The sequence below is a fragment of the Sphingomonas sp. BK345 genome, from assembly GCF_014193845.1.
Classification (GTDB): Bacteria; Pseudomonadota; Alphaproteobacteria; order Sphingomonadales; family Sphingomonadaceae; genus Sphingomonas.
In genome coordinates, this window is sequence record NZ_JACHZX010000014.1 from 1 (window position 1) to 18633 (window position 18633).

General features: G+C 68.5%; 19 protein-coding genes. 9 read left to right on the plus strand and 10 right to left on the minus strand.

Annotated elements, in window-relative coordinates:
- Both FHY03_RS20500 and asnB read right to left on the minus strand, forming a co-directional pair.
- A partial coding sequence (locus FHY03_RS20500) for a polysaccharide biosynthesis/export family protein (protein WP_311722528.1) occupies window positions 1-576 on the minus strand: 576 nt, incomplete at its 3' end.
- Window positions 577-769: 193 nt separating this feature from the next.
- On the minus strand, window positions 770-2728 hold the full coding sequence (gene asnB / locus FHY03_RS20505) for an asparagine synthase (glutamine-hydrolyzing) (protein ID WP_183932285.1): 1959 nt from the start codon (window positions 2726-2728) through the stop codon (window positions 770-772).
- A gap of 186 nt (window positions 2729-2914) precedes the next feature.
- On the opposite strand from asnB, the gene FHY03_RS20510 reads away from it, so the two are divergent.
- The 9 genes from FHY03_RS20510 to FHY03_RS20550 are packed head-to-tail and all read left to right on the plus strand — an operon-like array spanning window position 2915 to window position 10314.
- Entirely contained in the window at window positions 2915-3829 is a 915-nt protein-coding gene (locus FHY03_RS20510; RefSeq protein ID WP_183932286.1) for a bifunctional 2-polyprenyl-6-hydroxyphenol methylase/3-demethylubiquinol 3-O-methyltransferase UbiG, read from the plus strand.
- Complete coding sequence (locus FHY03_RS20515; protein ID WP_183932287.1) at window positions 3829-4407, plus strand: GNAT family N-acetyltransferase; 579 nt, start codon at window positions 3829-3831, stop codon at window positions 4405-4407. Before FHY03_RS20510 ends, FHY03_RS20515 begins: the two co-directional genes overlap by 1 nt.
- A gap of 13 nt (window positions 4408-4420) precedes the next feature.
- A complete protein-coding gene (locus FHY03_RS20520) occupies window positions 4421-4705 on the plus strand; it encodes a hypothetical protein (protein ID WP_183932288.1) in 285 nt (94 codons plus the stop codon).
- A gap of 11 nt (window positions 4706-4716) precedes the next feature.
- Window positions 4717-5424, plus strand: coding sequence for an SDR family NAD(P)-dependent oxidoreductase (locus tag FHY03_RS20525; RefSeq protein ID WP_183932289.1), 708 nt, complete (start codon window positions 4717-4719; stop codon window positions 5422-5424).
- Between the two features lies 1 nt (window position 5425).
- On the plus strand, window positions 5426-6106 hold the full coding sequence (locus tag FHY03_RS20530) for an MBL fold metallo-hydrolase (protein ID WP_183932290.1): 681 nt from the start codon (window positions 5426-5428) through the stop codon (window positions 6104-6106).
- On the plus strand, window positions 6099-7112 hold the full coding sequence (locus FHY03_RS20535; RefSeq protein WP_183932291.1) for a 3-oxoacyl-ACP synthase III family protein: 1014 nt from the start codon (window positions 6099-6101) through the stop codon (window positions 7110-7112). The genes FHY03_RS20530 and FHY03_RS20535 overlap by 8 nt, the downstream gene beginning before the upstream one ends.
- 1 nt (window position 7113) lies before the next feature.
- Window positions 7114-8304, plus strand: a complete 1191-nt coding sequence (locus FHY03_RS20540; protein ID WP_183932292.1) for an SDR family oxidoreductase — start codon at window positions 7114-7116, stop codon at window positions 8302-8304.
- The gene (locus FHY03_RS20545) at window positions 8301-10082 is read left to right on the plus strand and encodes an HAD family hydrolase (protein ID WP_183932293.1); all 1782 of its coding nucleotides are present in this window, start codon (window positions 8301-8303) and stop codon (window positions 10080-10082) included. Before FHY03_RS20540 ends, FHY03_RS20545 begins: the two co-directional genes overlap by 4 nt.
- Window positions 10075-10314, plus strand: coding sequence for an acyl carrier protein (locus FHY03_RS20550; RefSeq protein WP_183932294.1), 240 nt, complete (start codon window positions 10075-10077; stop codon window positions 10312-10314). Before FHY03_RS20545 ends, FHY03_RS20550 begins: the two co-directional genes overlap by 8 nt.
- 48 nt (window positions 10315-10362) lie before the next feature.
- Here the strand turns inward: FHY03_RS20550 and FHY03_RS20555 are convergent, their stop codons facing one another.
- The 8 genes from FHY03_RS20555 to FHY03_RS20590 are packed head-to-tail and all read right to left on the minus strand — an operon-like array spanning window position 10363 to window position 18505.
- Window positions 10363-11700 (minus strand): class I adenylate-forming enzyme family protein, encoded by a 1338-nt coding sequence (locus tag FHY03_RS20555; protein ID WP_183932295.1) that lies wholly within the window; start codon window positions 11698-11700, stop codon window positions 10363-10365.
- A gap of 18 nt (window positions 11701-11718) precedes the next feature.
- Window positions 11719-12597, minus strand: coding sequence for a glycosyltransferase (locus FHY03_RS20560; RefSeq protein ID WP_183932296.1), 879 nt, complete (start codon window positions 12595-12597; stop codon window positions 11719-11721).
- Complete coding sequence (locus FHY03_RS20565; protein ID WP_183932297.1) at window positions 12594-13475, minus strand: glycosyltransferase; 882 nt, start codon at window positions 13473-13475, stop codon at window positions 12594-12596. The genes FHY03_RS20560 and FHY03_RS20565 overlap by 4 nt, the downstream gene beginning before the upstream one ends.
- Window positions 13465-14817, minus strand: coding sequence for a hypothetical protein (locus FHY03_RS20570; RefSeq protein ID WP_183932298.1), 1353 nt, complete (start codon window positions 14815-14817; stop codon window positions 13465-13467). Before FHY03_RS20570 ends, FHY03_RS20565 begins: the two co-directional genes overlap by 11 nt.
- Window positions 14814-15713: a glycosyltransferase family 2 protein gene (locus FHY03_RS20575; protein ID WP_183932299.1), complete on the minus strand. Its 900-nt coding sequence runs from the start codon at window positions 15711-15713 to the stop codon at window positions 14814-14816. Before FHY03_RS20575 ends, FHY03_RS20570 begins: the two co-directional genes overlap by 4 nt.
- Window positions 15713-16969, minus strand: coding sequence for an O-antigen translocase (locus tag FHY03_RS20580; protein WP_183932300.1), 1257 nt, complete (start codon window positions 16967-16969; stop codon window positions 15713-15715). The genes FHY03_RS20575 and FHY03_RS20580 overlap by 1 nt, the downstream gene beginning before the upstream one ends.
- A gap of 25 nt (window positions 16970-16994) precedes the next feature.
- Window positions 16995-18098 carry a DegT/DnrJ/EryC1/StrS aminotransferase family protein gene (locus tag FHY03_RS20585; protein WP_183932301.1) on the minus strand — a complete coding sequence of 368 codons (1104 nt, stop codon included), beginning with the start codon at window positions 18096-18098 and terminating at the stop codon, window positions 16995-16997.
- Window positions 18095-18505: an FdtA/QdtA family cupin domain-containing protein gene (locus FHY03_RS20590; protein ID WP_183932302.1), complete on the minus strand. Its 411-nt coding sequence runs from the start codon at window positions 18503-18505 to the stop codon at window positions 18095-18097. Before FHY03_RS20590 ends, FHY03_RS20585 begins: the two co-directional genes overlap by 4 nt.
- Between the last annotated feature and the right edge of the window lie 128 nt (window positions 18506-18633).

An 18633-nucleotide genomic window follows, 5' to 3' on the forward strand; every position in this document is an offset into this window, starting at 1 on the left:
CGACACCACGTCACGGAACAGCCGACGCTGCGGCGAATCACCCACCACGATCACGTCGTTCGCATAGATCGCCGGATCCTCATAGACTCCTCGCCGGATCGCCGCCACGTTGTACAATCCCGCCATCCGACGACCCGATACCGTCCGCAAAATCACCACATCCTCCTGACGGGCGAACTCGGACAGCCCCTTGGCCGAGGCGATCGCGCGCATCAGCGTCATCTGGTTCGTCACCGGGTAGAGGCCCGGCTCGCCGACCTCGCCGTCGACGGTGACGACCTGGCTGACCGAGCTCTTGATGTTGACGGTCACCTCGGGGTTGCGCACGTAGCGACCGCGCAGCGCGGCCTCGATCACCGCGGCCAGCTCGCTCGCTGTCTTGCCGCGCGCGTCGACGGTGCCCACCAGCGGCATCGAGATGCGCCCGCCCGCGTCCACCTGCAGCTCTCGGCTGAGGTCGGGGACGTTGAAGACGTCCACCCCGATCGTGTCGAGCGGACCGATCAGCGCCGGCCGGTCACCCGCGGTGAGATCCTCGCGCACCGGTGCCGGCATCACGCCGCCGGTCTCGATCACGCGGAGCTGTGCGCTGGGGCGCGGCGGTTGGACCGACGCGCACCCGGCCAGCGCGCACGCCAGCATACCACCCACCCACACACCGCTCTTCATGCCGAAGTACCGCCGCCACCACTGATCAGCGGTCCCTTAGTTAGTCGCGTCAGAAACGTAAAGTTGGGGCATATCGACCTCTTCTCGACCGCACCGGCGCTCAGGCGGCGAGATCGCGCGGCGCGGCACGGGCCGCTCCCCCCTGATGCTCAAGCCAGGCCTGGAACATCAGCACGCACCACAGCTTCGGCAGGAGCGATCGTTCGCCGCGGCAGAAGCGATCCCAGATCGCGGCCACCGCGTCGGCGTCGAGCAGACCCTCGGCACGGAGCCGCGCCGGGTCGAGCAGCGCCTGTGCCCACGGGCGCAGCGAGGCTACCAGCCAGTCGCCGACGGGTACGCCAAACCCGGCCTTCGGGCGATCGATCAGCGAGCGGGGAACATAGCGGTAGAGCAGATCGCGGACGATCTGCTTGCCGCGACCGTCGCGAATCTTGGCGGAGAGCGGGACCCGCCAGGCGAACTCGATCAGGCGATGATCGAGGAAGGGGATCCGGCCCTCGAGGCCCACCGCCATCGCGGCGCGATCCACCTTGGCCAGGATGTCGTCCGGCAGATAGGTGGTCATGTCCATGAAGAGCATGGCGTTCTGCAGATCGAACGAGGGGATGTCGGAGCGTGCGCCGCGTGCCGCGTCGAGCACGGGCGTCGCATCTTCGGGCCATTTCGCGACCAGCCGCGCGTAGACTTGGGCGGGATCGTCGGCGCCGATCACCGCGCCGATCTTGGTCATCCGCTCGGTCAGGGCGGCGACGTCACGGCCGATCCCGGTCGCGCGCGACAGGCCGTGCACCAGCCGGTCGACCAGCGACGCCGACAGCGTGGCCTCCATGCCGCGACGCAGCGGCATCGGCAGCCGCTCGGAATAACGCCAGATCCGGGCCCCGATGGTATGGCGGTTGTAGCCTGCGAACAGCTCATCACCGCCGTCGCCGGTCAGCGCGACGGTGACCTCGGCGCGCGCCAGCTGGCTGACGAGGTAGGTGGGGATCTGCGAGGTGTCGGCAAACGGCTCGTCCCAGATCGCCGGCAGCTGCGGCAGCACCGCGCGCGCCTCGGCGGCGGTGAGGATGAACTCGTGGTGATCCGTCGCGAGATGCGCCGCGACCGCGCGGGCGTGGGCTGACTCGTCGTAGCCGCCGTCGGCGAAGCCGATCGAGAAGGTCCGCACCGGGCGCGTCGACTGCGCCTGCATCAGCGCGGTGATCAGCGAGGAGTCGACGCCGCCGGACAGGAAGCCGCCGAGCGGCACGTCCGCCTCCATCCGCAGCGCGACCGAGTCGCGCAGCAGCGCCTCGAGCTCGTCGACGAGCGCGGGCGTGTCGGCGGCTGGCGCCTCGACCCCGGCCGCGGCGACCGCGGCGAGGTCCCAATAGCAGCGCGGTGCCGGCTCCGACCGGTCGTCCGCCGCGATCTCGATCACATGCGCCGGGGGCAGCTTACGGATGCCGGCCCAGATGCTGGCCGGCGCGGGGACATAGCCGAGCCGCATGAAGGCCGCGAGTGCGGCGCGATCGATCCGCTTCTCGAACGCGGGATGCGCGGTGAGTGCCTTGAGCTCCGAGCCGAACAGCAGCGTGTCGCCGTGTTGGCCATAATAGAGCGGCTTCTCGCCGGTGCGGTCGCGCGCCAGGATCAGACGGCGCTCGCGCCGGTCCCACAGCGCGAAGGCGAACATGCCGTTGAGCTGTGCCAGTGTCGCGTCCAACCCCCATGCATCCACGCAGGCGAGCAGCACCTCGGTATCGGAATGGCCGCGCATCACAGGGGCGTGCCCGTCGCGTTCGAGCCGCTCGCGCAGCGCGCGGTGATTGTAGATCTCGCCGTTATAGGCGATCATGTAGCGGCCCGACGCCGACGGCATCGGCTGGTGCCCTGCGGGCGAGAGGTCGATGATCGCGAGGCGCCGGTGGCCCAGGGCGATGCCCTCGGCCGGATCGAGCCAGCACCCGGCCCCGTCGGGTCCGCGGTGCGCGATCGCGCCGGTCATCGCGCCGAGACGATGCTCGGCCGCGGCGTCGAGCCCGCCCGCGACCAGGAACCCGGCAATTCCGCACATCTGCTCTCTCCCGCCGCGCGGCGCGCCGCGACCGTCCGGCGCACGCGGGCCGCGCCCTAGCACGGCGACGCCGCCGGCCCAGCATCGAATTGGCCGTCGCCGCCGCTTTACACAAGACGGCGGGCTGAGCTAACAGCGCTGCCTCCCGGCGCCCCGTCGCGCACCTGGTCAGACTAGGCTTCTTCCATGATCTCGCGCGATATCGGCTCCTTTCCACTGCTGGTGGCGATGCGCGACGCGTTCAGGAGCGATCACCGCTTCTCCGCCGATATCGTCGATCGCGCTTATAACGCTTTCGGCGACGACTGGGCGCAGGCCTTCGAGGAAGCGCTAGGCCGCATGTTCCGCACCGCAGAGGAGCGCGCCGCCGCGATCCGCGGCTATGCCGCCTTCGCGATGACGTCGCTGCGCCTCCAGGCGCGCTTCGAGCTCTCGGGGGAGTATAAGAGCAAGACCTATGCGCAAGCCGCGGCGGAAGTCTATCACAACGAGGCTTATATGCAGGCGGAATACCTGCCCGGCCTGTTCCTGTCACATTATCTCTGGACGCATCACTACCGCCAGGTCCAGTTCTTCGAGACCGCGTTCGTCGATCACCTGCGCGTGGCGGGGATCGACCGGTTCGTCGAGGTTGGGGTCGGCACCGGGCTCTACTCACGCCTGGCGCTGCAGCGCCTGCCCGGCGCGACCGGACAGGGCATCGACATCAGCGTCTCGTCCCAGCGCTTCGCCGAGCGGCAGATGGCCGCCTTCGATCTCGGCGACCGCTACGCCGTCCGGCTCGAGGACGCCACGGTGGACACGCCTGCGGCCTCGGCACCGGCGCTGATCTGCGTCGAGGTGCTGGAGCATCTCGAAGATCCGACTGCTTTCCTGCGCGCGCTCCGGCGCGTCCTGGCGCCGACCGGCAAGGCGTTCATCACCGCGGCGCTCAACGCGGCGCACACCGACCACATCTATCTCTATCGCAGCCCCGCCGAGGTCGAAGCGCAACTGATCGCGGCAGGGTTCGTCGTCGAGCAATATTGGGTCGGTCAGGCCTATGCGCCGCCGCGCGCCGGCGTGCCCGTCCCGCTCGCCGCCGCCTTCGTCGTCGCCTGATGGACGGTGAGACTCTGACCGGCCGGTTCGTCACCCTGCGGCCGCTGCGGGTCGGGGACGCGGCACTCACGCATCACTGGCGCAGCGGGTCGCGCGCGCGACTGCTCAACCAGGCGGCCGGCTCGGTCGAGCAACAGGCGGCGTGGATCCGCTCGCGCCCGGCCAACGAGCGCAACTTCGTCATCGAGCGGCACGACGGGCTCCCGGTGGGGATGCTGTCGCTCGTCGGCATCGACCCGGTGAACCGTCACGCCGAACCGGGACGATTCCTGATCGGCGACGAGCTCGCGGTGCGCGGGCTGCCAGCCGCGGTGGAAGCGATGAAATTGCTATACGAGCTCGCCTTCGACCGGCTCGATCTGGTGCGCGTGCACGGCACGATCGCGTCGGAGAACCGACGCATGATCACGTGGCAGCGCTACCTCGGCATGCGCGAGGAAGGCCGCATGCGGCAGCATTATTTCATCGACGGCCGCTTCCAGGACGCGCTCATCTTCGCGCTGCTGGTGGACGAATATCGGCGCGATACCCTGCCCCGCCTCGAGGCATTGATCAGGCTGGGGCAAGTCGCACCATGACGGGAGATCATATATGACGCAGGATGAAGCGCTTCAGATCGTCTATCGCGCGCTCGAGCGGCTCAACGAGGAGCTCGACACGCCGGTAGACATCACCCCGCACACGCAGCTGTTCGGCGCCGACGCGGTGATCGACTCGCTCTCGCTGGTCTCGGTGATCGTCGACGTCGAGGCTGAGGCGTCGGAGGCGATCGGGCAGCCGGTCAGCCTTACCGACGATCGCGCGATCAACCAGCCGGTCTCGCCGTTCCGTGACCCGCAGACGCTCGCCGCCTACATCGTCTCGCTGCAGGGCTGAGCCGCGCCGCGATGGACCTGCAGGGCAGGATCGCGCTCGTCACCGGCAGCCGCCGCGGTGTCGGTCAGCTCGTCGCCGAGCACCTGCTCGCGCGCGGCGCGACAGTGGTCGGCTTCGCCCGCGGCGAGGCGACGATCGATCACCCGGCGTATCGCCACTATCAGGTCGACGTCGCCGACGCCGCCATGGTGCAGCGCGCTTTCGGCGCGATCGCGCGCGACGTCGGCCCGGTCGCGATCGTGATCAACAATGCCGCGGTACTGACGTCGCAATATGCGATGATCATGCCGCCCTCCGCGGCGCAGGAGATGCTGAACGTCAACCTGCTCGGCCCCTTCCTGGTGAGTCGCGAGGCGGCCAAGATGATGCGTCGGCTGCGCTGGGGCCGGATCGTCAACATCGGTTCGATGGCGGCCTCGCTCGAGCCCATCGGCGACTCGATCTACGCCGCGACCAAGGCCGGCGTCGCGACGCTGGCCAACGTGCTGGCGAAAGAGCTGGGGCCGCTGGGCGTCACCTGCAACACGCTCGCGGTGACCGCGATCGACAGCGACATGCTGGCGCAGCTGCCGCGCGACAAGGTGGCCGCGATCATCGACCGCCTCCCCGTCCCGCGCTTCGCCGCGGCCGACGATATCCTCAACGTCATCGACTTCCTGCTGTCCGAGCGGAGCGGCTATATCACGGCGCAGACGATCTGGCTGGGTGGAGTGAACTGAGGTGCTGGAGGTCGGCCCGGGCATATGGGCGGTGCGCGGTGGCAGCTTCCCGTCAAACAGCTACATCTGCGCCACCGTGACCTCCGGCGAGGCGCTGCTCGTCGACGTCGGGCTTGATCCGGTGCCGATCGAGACGGCGCTGCAGACGCTCGGCCTCCGTCCGACGCACGTCTTCTGCACTCACGGACACTTCGACCACATCGGGTCGGCAAGCGTGTTCCAGGAACGCTACGGCACGCCGGTGCATCTCCACCCCGCCGACGTGAAGATCGCGCGGACGAACAATTTCATGCTGATGGCGATGAAGCTGGAGGAGCGGATCCGGTTGCCCGCGCTCACGCCGACGGAAGACGGAGCCACCTTCGCGTTCGGGCAGACGACGCTGCGCTATCGCCTCACTCCCGGCCACACGCCGGGAAGCTGCGTGATCGAGTGGGGATCGCACCTGTTCACCGGCGACACGCTGTTCGCAGAGGGCGTCGGCCTGTCCAAGCTGCCGGGCGAGGACCCGACGCGATTGCGTGAGAGCATCAGGTCGCTATGGGATGACCTTGATCGCTACACGCTGCTGCCGGGCCATGGTCGTGGCGGCGCGGGGACCGCGATCAAGCGGGACAATGCGCGTTTGCGCGCGTTCATCGGCCAACGATCCGACGCGGGGACCTCACCGATCCATGTTTGAGCACGGCATCTGCATATCCGGCGTTGGCCATCACCTGCCCGCGGCGTGGGAGGACAATGAGGCGCTCTGCCGCAACCTCGACGTCACGCCCGAGTGGATCGTCGAGAAGACCGGTATCCAGCGCCGCTACATCGCCGCCCCCGACGACAGCGCCTCGGGCTATGCCGTGGCGGCGGCGCGGCGCGCGCTGGCGATGGCCGACGTGCCGGCGAGCGAGATCGACCTCATCATCGTGTGCACCTTCTCGGGCGACTATATCTTCCCGCCGGTGTCGGCGAAGGTTCAGCTCGAACTCGGCGCGGCCGACGCACAGATCTTCGACCTGCAGGCCAATTGCACGGGTTTCGTCACCGGCCTGACCACCGCGTCGGACCGCATGCGGGTCGATCCCAGCGTGCGCCACGCGCTCGTCATCGGGGTCGAGCTGTGCAGCCGCTACATCGATCGCCGCGACGTCAACACCGCGATCTACCTCAGCGACGGCGCCGGCGCCGCGGTGCTGTCGCGCGCCGCCCCCGAGCACGGCATCAAGGCCAGCGCCTTCTTCACCGACGCCTCCAATTTCGAGGCGGTGCGGATGCGCGGCGGCGGATCGAGCCACGGCATGATCGGCCGCAGCTATGACCCGGCGGTGGATCATATGGAGATGAATGGGATCGCGACCTGGAAACAGGCGATCACGCACATGCCCAAGGTGATCAAGGCGGCGTGCGCGAAGAGCGGGGTGGAGCTCGGCGACATCGACTTCATGATCTTCCACCAAGCCAATTACAATCTGATCGACTATATCGTTCGCAAGATGCGGCTGGACATGTCGCGCACCTTCACCAACGTGCGCGAGATCGGCAATACCGGTGCGGCCTCGCTCGCGATCGCGCTCAGCGAGGCGGTCGAGCAGGGGCTGCTGCGCGAGGGGCAGACGGTGCTGCTCGCCGCGGTCGGTGCCGGCTTCAACTTCGGCGCGAGCGTCTGGACGTGGCACATGCCGCGCGACGGGGCACGCTGACATGTTCGCCGACTTCGATGCTATCACGGTCGGGGAGACCCGCTCGCTGGTCCGGCTGATCGGCGCGGCGGACGTCCGCCGCTTCGTCGAGATGACCGGCGACGACAACCCGCTCCACGTCGATCGTGCCTTCGCCGAGGAGACCTCGTTCAAGGACATCGTCGTCCACGGTATGCTGGGCGCCAGCTTCATCTCGACCGTGATCGGCACGCAGCTGCCGGGACCCGGGGCGCTGTGGGTGTCACAGAGCTTCGACTTCCTGCTGCCGGTGCGGCTCGGTGACGAGCTGACCGTGAGCTGCACCGTCGCCGCCAAGCACGAGCGCGACCGCCTGCTCGAGCTCGACACGGTGATCGTCAACCAGAACAAACAGACAGTGCTGACCGGCCAGGGCAAGGTGAAGCTGCTCGCGGCGCGCCCGCGCCCGGTCGCGTCGGCCGCCGCTGATCGGCCGCGGGTGGCGGTGGTAACGGGCGGCGCGGGCGGGATCGGTGCCGCCATCTGCCGCCGCCTCGCCGCCGCGGGCATTCGGGTGGTGATCAACTATCGCCGCGATCCGGCGCGCGCGGAGGCACTGGCCGCCGAGCTCAACCGCGACGATCGGCGCGCGATCGCCGTGGCCGCGGACATCGCGACGGAAGAGGGCGCCGCGCGGCTCCACGAGGCGGCGCTGCGCGGATTTGGCGCCGTCGACATCCTCGTCAACAACGCCTCGCCCAAGATCAATGCCAAGCCGTTCGCCAAGCTGGAATGGGCCGATTTCCAGGCGCAGCTTGACGTGCAGCTCAAGGGCGCCTTCCTGATGATCGAGCGCTGCGTGCCCGGCATGGCCGCGGCGCGATGGGGCCGCATCGTCACGATCAGCTCACAGGTGACCGAGGGGCCGCCTTCCTCGGGCTGGACCAGCTACGCCGTCGCCAAGGCCTCGGCCGCGATGCTGACGCGCTATCTCGCCGCAGAGCTCGGTCCGAGCGGCATCACCGTCAACAACGTCGCTCCGGGCATGACCGAGACGCCGCTGATCGGTGACGTGCCCGAGAAGGCGCAGCTCCTGGTCGCGCGGCAGACGCCGCTGCGCCGGTTGGCGACCCCCGCCGACGTCGCGGCCGCGGTGACGCATCTGGTCTCCGACGAGGCGGGTTTCGTCACCGGCCAGACGATGCGAGTCAACGGCGGGATGGCGATGCCATGACGCTGTCGCCTGAGACGCGGGCATTGTTGGGCGACGGCAGGACGCCGATCGCCGGGCTGATGAAGGCGCTGGCGGCCGCCGAGGTCGAGCTAGCCGCGGCGCCCGAGGTCGTGATCGGCCTCTCGGCGAACGTCACGATCGACCTGCTCGGCCTGTTCCTGCGGCGCGAGGCCGCGCTCGCCGGACTGCGCGCGCGCATCGTCGTGGGCAATTACGACGATCCGATCGGCGACGTCGAGCGCTTCGCCGCGGCGGGCGTCCAGCGCGTCGTCCTGCTCCCTTTCCTCGACAACGTCCAACCCGCGTTCGAGGCGCAGGCGGCGACCCGATCGCTGGAGGAACGCGACGCGCTCGAGGATGAGTTGCGCTCACGCTACCGCCTCGCGCTGGCGGCAGGACGGCGTTTCACGTCGATACACGTCGGCCTCTATCACCGCTTCGGCGAGTCATCGCTGCCCGACGGGCAGGATGCGGTGGCGGACACGGTCGAGCAGCTCAACACGATGCTTCGCGCCGAGGCCGCACCGCACGCCAACGTGCAACTGATCGACGTCGGCCGGTCGGTCACCGCGGTCGGGCGCGAGGCCGCTTTCGACCGCCGCTTCTACTATCGCGCGAAAGCTCCCTATGCCGCCGCGCTGCTATCCGACCTGGCGCGCCGGCTCGCCGCGGGCACCCGCGGGTTCGGCACGCGCTTCCTCAAGGCGCTTGTCCTTGACTGCGACAACACCCTGTGGGGCGGCGTCATCGGCGAGGATCTGATCGACGGCATCCGGCTCGATCCGTTCGATTATCCCGGCGCTGTGTTCTGGCGCGTGCAGCAGGCGATCGCCGCGCTCGAGCGCCAGGGCGTGCTGCTGTGCCTGTGCACCAAGAACAATCCCGCCGATGTCGCCGACGTCATGGCGCGCCACCCGCATATGGTGCTGCGCGAGGAGCAGATCGTCGCCCGGCGCGTCAACTGGGCGGACAAGGTGAGCAACCTGGTCGCACTCGGCGAGGAGCTCAACATCGGGCTGGACAGCATGGTCTTCCTCGACGATTCGGCGGTCGAGGTGGAGGCGGTGCGGGCGCGGCTGCCGCAGGTCACCGTCTATCAGGTGCCGGCCCAGTTGACCGACTACCCCGCGGTGCTGGACGAGATCGCGCGCCTGTTCCTGGGTGCCGGCGCGCGTGCCGAGAGCCAGTCCAAGACCGAACAATATCGCCTGCGCGCTGCGGCGAGCGAGGCCAAGGCATCGTTCGCCACGCACGAGGAGTATCTCGCCTCGCTCGGACTGGAGGCCGCGCTGCACCGCAATCGCCCGTCCGAGGCGCCGCGCATCGCCGAGCTGTCACAGAAGTCGAACCAGTTCAACCTGACCACGCGGCGCTACACGCAGGGCGAGGTCGAGCAGCTGATGGCGGCCCCCGATGCGGACATCTTCTCGATCACGGTCCGCAACCGGTTCGGCGAGGCCGGGCTGACCGGGGTGATCGCGGTGCGATACGAGGGAGATCGCGCGGTCATCGAGAATTTCCTGATGAGCTGTCGCGTGCTCGGCCAAGGGGTCGAGTTCGCCATCTGGTCGCGGCTGGCGGATCATCTCGCCGAGCGCGGGGTGGCGGCGATCGAGGCCGATTATCACCCGACCGCCAAGAATGCGCAGGTAGCCGACTTCTACGATCGGCTCGGGCTCGGGCGCGCGGATGACAGTGGCGCGGGCACGCGCTACAGCCACCCGGTCGCCGGCCTCACGCCGCCGGCCTCCTCTTGGGTGAAGGTTACCGATGCTTGACGAAGACAAGTTGAAACAGGTGGTGGCGGACGTCCTTGCGGCCGACGTCGCGAGCATCGGTCCCGATTTCAGCATGGACACCGTCGAGCAGTGGGACTCGCTGCGCCACATGACGCTGGTGCTCGCGATCGAGGACAGCTTCGGCATCTCCATCCCCGACGAGGAGGCGGCCAACATCACCTCCTGGCCGCTGATCCGGCTGGTCGTCGAGGAGCAGCTCGCGCAGGGCTGAGCCGAGGAAGCGGCCCGAGCGAGCGGGATCGGGCCGCCTCCGCTGCGCTCACGCGCGGCGCTTCTTCTGGCGCGCGGTGTAGAGCGGGCCGTCCGCGAGCAGCACCTTGGCCGGCACCTTGTAGTTGGTCAGCGCGGCGCCGCAGGCGGCGCGGATCCGGCGCTTGAGATCGATCACGCCCTCAGGCGCGCTGGTCAGCACCTTGGCGACCACCACCTGGCCCAGAAGCGGGTGCGCCTCACCATAGACCGCCACGTCGGCGACATTGTCGAGCCCGAGGATCACCTCCTCCACCTCGGCGGGATAGACTTTCTGCCCGCCGACGTTGATCAGATCGGTGACGCGTCCGAGGATGCGAAAATAGTCGCCGTCGACCTCGACGCGATCCTGCGTGTTGAACCAGCCATCTGCGTCGAACTCGGACGGGGCGTTGAGATAGCCCAGCATCGCATAGTCCGATCGGATCCACAGGATATCGTCGACGACCTTGGTCTGAAATCCTTCGCCACCGATGCGCACCCACAGCGAGCCGTCGTCGCGCGACTGCGAGCGCATCACTCCCACCTCCGACAGGCCGTAGGTCTGCTGCAGCATCACGCCGGGGAAGCGCTGGCGGACGCGGTCGAGCGTGCCCTGTGGCATCACCTCGGTGCCGTAAGTGATGCGCTTGAGCGAGGAAAGGTCATAGTCGCCGTCCAACCCGGACGCCATCAGCATGGTCAGGAACGACGGCGTCGTCGGCAGCAGCTCGACGCGATGCGTCTCGATCGCGCGGCAGATGCTGTCGATACCGCGGTTCGCGACGGTCACCACGGTGCCGAGGCTGGCGACGATCCCGAGGATGGTGTTGATGCCGCCGAAATGGTCGATCATCAGGAAGGGTATGGCAATCACGGCGGCGCGCTGCTTGATGAATTTGGCGGCGACGCGGTCGAAATCGTGCAGGATCGCCTTAGGGCGGCCGGTCGATCCCGAGGAAAACAGCAACAGGCCCGGGTGCCCGCTCGCGCGCAGCGCGGCCAGCAGCGGACTCTCTGCGGCGACCTCGTGCCGCGACACCGTGGCGGAGACGCCGGCCTCATCATAGTCGATCAGCCACTCGCAGCCCGAGATCGCGAGCGCGCTGGCGCGCTCGACCACTGCCTCACGCGAGAGCGGTATGACGATCCCACCCTCCAGCGCCAGCGCGATCAGCATGCAGAAAAGCTCGGGCGAATAGTCGCCCAGCACCACCGCGCGGTCGCCGCGCACCAGCCCGCGGTCACGCAGCAACGCGCGATAGCGCTCGATCAGCGCGATCACCTCACCGTAGCGCACCTTGCGGTCGCGGTGGATGAAGGCGGCACGGTCGGGCGCCGCGGAGAAACGGTCCAGCAGCCACTGCATAGTCACTCTCGCCTCTGATCACGCCGTTCGCAGATATTTGTACGACAGCTTCTTGAGAAACACCGGCGCGACGCGGACCGCGACCAACCCGGCGTAGCGGGGATAGTTGGCGAGCCGCAGCAGCCCGGTCGCGCGGGCATAGTCGCGCCGCATCGCGATCTCGCGCAGCGCGCGGCTGAGCCCCGCGCGGCGCTTGTAGAAATCCTGCTCGACCCGGAACCAGAGCAGGTACGCCGGCACGTTGCCGAGCGTGTAGCCGGCGATGACCATGCGCGCCCACAGATCATAGTCCTGCATCACGCGGAGCCGCGCGTCGTAGCGCAGGCCGCTCGCGAATACCGCACGCCGCACCATCACGGTGGGATGATTGAATGGGCTGCGGTAGAGCATGAAACGAGTGAGCGCCGCATGGTCGAGCGGCAGCCGTTTGTGGAACAGCGGGACGCCGTCCTCGCTGAACTCGATGCACCACGAGCCGGCTGCGTCCACCTCAGGCCGCTCGGCAAGGAAGCGCACCTGATGCTCCATCCGCTCCGGCACCGCGATATCGTCCGCGTCCATGCGCGCCAGCAACGCGACAGAGGGGTCGTCCAGCGCGGCGTCGATCAGCGCGTTGAGCCCTGTCGGCAACCCCGCCGGGCGCTCGCCGCGCAGCAGCCGGTCGCCGCCTGATCCGGGGCGCAGCCGCGCCAGCACCGCCTCGTGCGCGACACCGACCGGCCCGTCCACGTAGACGAAGAGCCGCAGTGCCGAGTAGCTCTGCTGCTGCAGGCTGGCGAGCGCCGCGGCGAAATGCGCCGGATCCGCGCCCGCGTGCACGCACATCAGCACGGCGACGACGGGACGCGCTCCGTCGCCGGCCGCCACGGGTCGGGTCACCGACGACGCGCCGCTCATGCACGCGCCCCGCGCGGGCCGGGCGCAGGGCCGTCGCGCCCGCGCAGGCCGTCGCGGATCCCTGCCGCCGCATGCCGCAGCCGCACCCCGGCGCGCGGCATGAACAAGAGGATCAGGACGAGCTTCAGCGGCAGCTTCACCATCTGTTCGACGCGCCAGCGCCATGGCGTCACGCGCGCGCCGATCAGCCTGATCATATTGCGATACTGGAAATAATGCCGGATCGGCGCTGGTATGCCGGCGCCCGCGGCGCGTCCCTGGCCGAGCCGGTGGATGATCGCGGTGGCGCGACAGACATACAGGGACACCCCAAGGCGTTGCGCGCGCCAGCCCCACTCGAAGTCCACGCCGTCGATGAAGAGCCCCTCGTCGAACGGCCCGACACGCTCGAAGATCGCGCGGCGGATCAGCGTGCCCGAGCTCATCAGGTCGCGGCAGTGCGGCAACGCGCCCGGCACACCACGCACGTTGCTGATCTCGCTACCGTCAGCATCCACGGCATTGGCGCCGACCACCGCGTCGGGGCCCGCCGCGGCGGCGCCGTCGAGCAGTCGTTCGACCAGGTGGGGCGGCGGCAGGCTGTCGTCGTCGAGCAGCAGCACGGCGTCGGCACCGCGGGCCCAGGCACGCGCGATGCCGCGGTTCTGCGCCGCACCGATGCCGCTATTGCCTCCCATCGCGACATAGTCGACCTCCGTGGTCGCAGCCCACGCCGAGATCGTGCCGGCGTGCGCCGCGTCGGGGCTGTTGTCGACGACGATGATCGCGCACTGCGGCCGCAGCCGCGCCGCGATCTGCGCGAGCGTGTCGAGGTTCGACTGATAGGCGACGATCACCGCGATCACCGCGGTCCCGCCCGTGTCCGGCTCAGGCGGCATCGGCCGCGCCCGGACGACCGGCGGCGCCAGCGACGACGCTGCACATCAGCGAGAAGGCCGGGAAGATGACGATCGCGTCGACCAGATAGGCGAAGCCGACCCCCGGCTCCATCAACATCAGCACGCCGCGGCTCCACAGCGTGACGCACAGCGCGATCAGGTACATGTTGCGCCGCTCGAGCGCGTCGCGCTTGATCAGCAGCAGCGAGCGGTTGAGCAGCCCAAGCAGCGCGCCCATCACGAACACGAATACGCCGCCCCCGAACGCGCCGAGGTAGACATAGGCGAACAGGTCGTAGTGGCTCGTCGGACCGCCGAACACCGCCGTGTCGGCGGTCTGCACCAGCACGGCCTGGCGACCGACGGTATAGTCGCTGACGTCGTAGCCGAGATAGCCGCTGAGATTGGTGTTGCCCACGATCGGCGCGGCGAAGCGAACCGCGAGCGAGTCGGTCTTGAGGTGATCGATGATGTCGTTGGGCAGCACCAGGTAGCTGGTGTCACCGAACGCGATGACCCGGTAGATCAGCCGCACGACGACGAGGTTCGAGACGTTCGACAGCGGCGCGTTATTCTGGTCGGCGACGTTGTTTTTGTCGAGATTGACCTTCAGCGCGAGGAGCGAGAACGCCAGACCGAACGCCATTGCCAGCGCAACCTTCCAGGGCGCGATGCGAAAGCCTTGCCGAGCGACGAAGAGCGTGACCAGCACGGTGACGAAGCCGAACAGCACCGAGACCTTGGCACCGTTCACCACCGCGGCGAGCAGGATGAACGACGTCACCAGCGGCACCATCAAGACGGTCAGGTGACGGTTCTTGAGGCCGAGGAGCGTCATGAACGAGATGATGAAAGGCGTGAGGCAGTCGAGCACGCGGATGATCACGCCATAGCCGCGCGCGGCGTCGAAGCGGTTGGTTTCCGCGAACAGGCCGAAGCCGATGGTCGATCCGATCAGGTAGGTCAGCCCCAGGTAACTCGCCAGTGCCACGCAGAAGACCGGGCCGCCCAGCTGGGGCTGCGCGACCAGCTGGGTCGCGCGGAACAGCAGTGACGGGCGCTCGCCCGACGAGAACCAGCGAAAGGCGACGATCAGGACGATGGGGTAGATGGCGAGGACGGACAGGAGGAAGGTGGAGACCAGCCCATTGACCGCCAGCAGCAGGATGATGCCATAGTTGATGCCGTAGGCCACGCCGAACGTGAAGAAGAGCGGGTCGTAGATGCCGGCGGCAAGATACTTTCGCAGTCCCAGCCAGATCGCGCCGACGCACAGCAGGACGAGGCCGAGCAGGGTCGGCCATTGCGACACCGCCATGTTGAGGAACTCAAATTCGCTCACCGGTAGCGCAGCCACTGATAGGTGTTGACGACAAGCCCGGCCGCCGCCCAGCCGCGACTGCGCGGCGGCACCGCGGCGGCAAGCTCGCGCACCACGTCGAACTGGCGCCGCCGCAGCGCGACCAGCAGCAGGAAGGCGTATTTGTACCCGATCGCGCGGGTGCGGATCGGCGCCGGCGCGACCTTCTCAATGACCTGCGTGTGGGTCACCGCCTGTCGCAGCAGCCGGCGATAGCTGTTGCTGCCATGATGACGGTAGCGCACGCAGGCGATCTCGGGCCGGAAGTCGAACGTCTCGCCGCGCCGATTGAAGCACCGGAACAGCTTGCCGAAGATTGCGTAATCGTCGGCCACGATGCCGGGGTCGAGCGCGTCGGCGGCGCGCAGCGCACTGCGGCGGAAGACGCTGGACTGGCACAGCAGCGGGCTGGGATCGGAGAGGAACATCGCCGCGGCGAGACGGTCCGGCGGGCTGGCGAACAGCGCGTCATGCTTGCGCCCGTAGAGCGGGGTGGTTGCGCCGTCGGCGAACAGGTTCACCCCGCCCCCGATGATGAAGCCGAGCGCCGGCTGCGCCGCGAGCCGGGTGACGAGCGCGTCGATCCCCGCCGCGACCGCCAGGTCGTCCGAGGCGAGCGTGTACACATAGTCGCCCTGGCAGCGTTCCAGGAACATCAGCATGGAGTCGATCGCGCCGCGGTTCTCGGGCTTGCGGAGGAAGATCACGTCGTCGGCCCCGCTCGCCGCGAGATGGCGCTCGATCACCGCGACCGAACCGTCGCTCGACGCGTCATCGATGACATAGATGTGTCTGGGAACACTGATGCGCCGCACGCTCTCTATCGCGTCGACCACGAAGCCGGCGTGATTGTAGGACGGGATGAAGACGTCGAGCATCAGCGACGCTCCGGCAGCCAGATTCGGCGGGTCACCATCGCTACCGCGCCGAAGTACAGGACATAGGTTGCGGTGTAGGCATAAGCGGCACCGTCGAGCCCGTACCGCCGGATCGCGGCCGACGCCAGCCCGACGAACAGCGCCGAGAACAGGATCTCGGTGACCAGGAACGCGCGCGTCATCGCCTTGGCCAGCATCAGATAGGAAAGCAGCCACGACGCCATCTTGACGACGTCGCCCAGCAGCATCCAGCCGAACAGCCCTCGCATCGGCAGGAACGCCTCGGTGAACAGCAGCCGTACGACGAGGTCGCGCGCGAGATAGAGCGTCAGCGCCGAGACCATCACGATCGGCATGACGATCACGAAGCCGCCGCGCAGCTCGGCGCGGAGCGCGGCCGGGTCGACCGTGGCCGACAATTTGGGCAGGTAATAGACCGACAGGCTGGTCGTCACGGCGGTGAGATAGACCGAGGCGACGAACCACATCGCCTGCCACCATCCCGCCGCGTCGGCGCCGAGCACCGTCATGACCTGCCCGCGCACCGCGATCGCGGTCACCGGCGCGGCGATCGCGCTGACGATCGTCATCGCGCTGAACTTGACCAGCCGCACCGCGTCCGCCCGGTCGATGCCGCGGCGGAAGTTGGCCCAGCGGATCAGCGCATGCCCCCGCACTGCCCAGAGCACCACCACCAGCACCAGCGATTGGTTGACCGCCAGCGCGACCAGCGCGCCGATCAGACCGAGCCAGGAGGTCAGCGCGACCGTGATGATCAGCGTGAGCAGACTCTGCGCGATGTTGATCGCGACATAGGTCCGGATCTCGTGCAGGCCGTTGATGATCGCGAGGATGAAGCTGTTGAGCACGAACAGCGCGATCGTCACGCCGAGCAGCCGGATCACCGGCGCATAGGCCGCCGTCTGGAGGAAGTAGCGCGCGAGCGCGGGCGCCGCGAGGAGCAGCACCGCCGCGACCGCCAGACAGGTCAGCGCGCCCAGCGCCGCGGCGGTGCTGAGGAAGGTGCGCTGCCGCTCGAGGTCGCCACCGAACTCTGCGGTATATTTGGTGACGCCGGTGTCCATCCCGCCCTTGGCCGCGGTCAGCGCGATCTGGACGAAATTCTGGAACTGCCCAACCACCGCCAGCCCGGGCGGCCCGGCGATCAGCGCCACGGTCTTGCTCACCACCAGGCCCGCGACCATCTTGACCGATGTCGACACGAGGCTGAGTAGCGAGGTCCGGATCAGATTCATCGCCGGTGCGGTTCGCCGCGGCTGCTCAGAGCGCGCCGACGCAGTCGCGCACGATCCGGACGACGGCGGCGGTCTCCGCGTCGCTCTGCGTCGGACCGATCGGCAGGCTCAGCACCTCGTCCTGCAGCCGCTCCGCCAACGGCAGCGTGCCGCGCGCGATCCCCAGCGTGGCATAGGCCGGCTGCAGGTGCGGCGCGACCGGGTAGTGGATGACCGTCATCACCCCGGCCTCGGCCAGGCGCCGCGCGAGCATGTCGCGGCGCGGGTGGCGGACGACATAGAGGTGCCACACGGGATCGATGTGGGGCGGCACCGTCGGCAACACCAGCGGCAGGTCGGCCAGGCCCGCGTCATAGGCGCGCGCGATCGCGGCGCGGCGCGCGTTGTCGCCGGGCAGCGCCGCCAGCTTGACGCGCAGGATCGCGGCCTGAAGCTCGTCGAGTCGCGAGTTGCTACCGATCTCGTCGTGGTGGTATTTGGTCGACGAGCCGTAGTTGCGCAGCGTGCGCAGCCGCCCCGCGAGCGCCGCGTCGTTGGTCGTGACGGCGCCGCCATCGCCCAGCGCACCCAGGTTCTTGCCGGGATAGAAGCTCCAGCAGGCGGCATCGGCGCGCGCGCCGATCGTTTGGCCGTGGTAGCGCGCGCCATGCGCCTGCGCGGCGTCCTCGATCACGCGTAGGCCGCGCTCGCGCGCGAACGCCAGGATGGGGTCGAGCTCGGCGGGCTGGCCATAGAGATGCACCGGGATGATCGCGCGGGTGCGGGCCGTCACCGCGGCACCGAGGCACGCCGGATCCATGTTGTAGGTCGCCTCGACCGGCTCGACCGGCACCGGCGTCGCACCCACCTGGGTCACCGCCAGCCAGGTGGCAATGAAGGTGTTGGACGGGACCAGCACCTCGTCGCCCGGCCCGATACCCATCGCGCGCAGCGTCAGGACCAGCGCGTCCAGCCCGTTGGCGACGGAGACGCACTGGTCGGCGCCGCAGAAGCGCGCGAACTCCGCCTCGAACGCCTCGCATTCCGATGCCAGGACATACCAGCCGGAGGACAGGACCCGCTGCATCGCCTCGCGCAGCGCGGGCTCGAACCGCGCGTTCACGGCCTGGAGGTCGAGGAACTTGATCATCGCGCCGCCCCCGCCTGCTGGAACAGCGCATAGTCGCGGTAATAGTCGGCCTCGTCGTAGCGCGCCGAGGCCAGCACCATGCATACCGAACCCGACGAGAAGTCGTGCAGCTCGCGCCAGATCATCGGGCAGATGTACAGCGCCGTGTAGGGGTTGTTGAGGAAGAAGGTCTTCCGCTCGGCCCCGTCGTCGAGGGTGACGCTGAAGCTGCCCGAGACCGCGACCATCAGCTGGTGCAGCGCCTTGTGCGCGTGGGCGCCACGCGCCTCGCCGCCGGGCACGTCGTACAGATAGTAAACTCGCTCGATGGCGAAGGGAATATGCACCCCCCCCTCGACGAAGGTCAGATTACCGCGCGGGTCGGATATCTTGGGCAGCTTGATGATCTCGCAGTCGCTCAGGCTCATCTCATCTATCTCGTTGCGGCCGGACGGCGGCGCTGGTGTGCTCAGGCCTTGGCACGGTCGGTGCGGCCGTAGGCATAGCCATAGTCGTAGCCATAGCCGTGGTGGGCACGGCGGGCGTCGAACTTGGT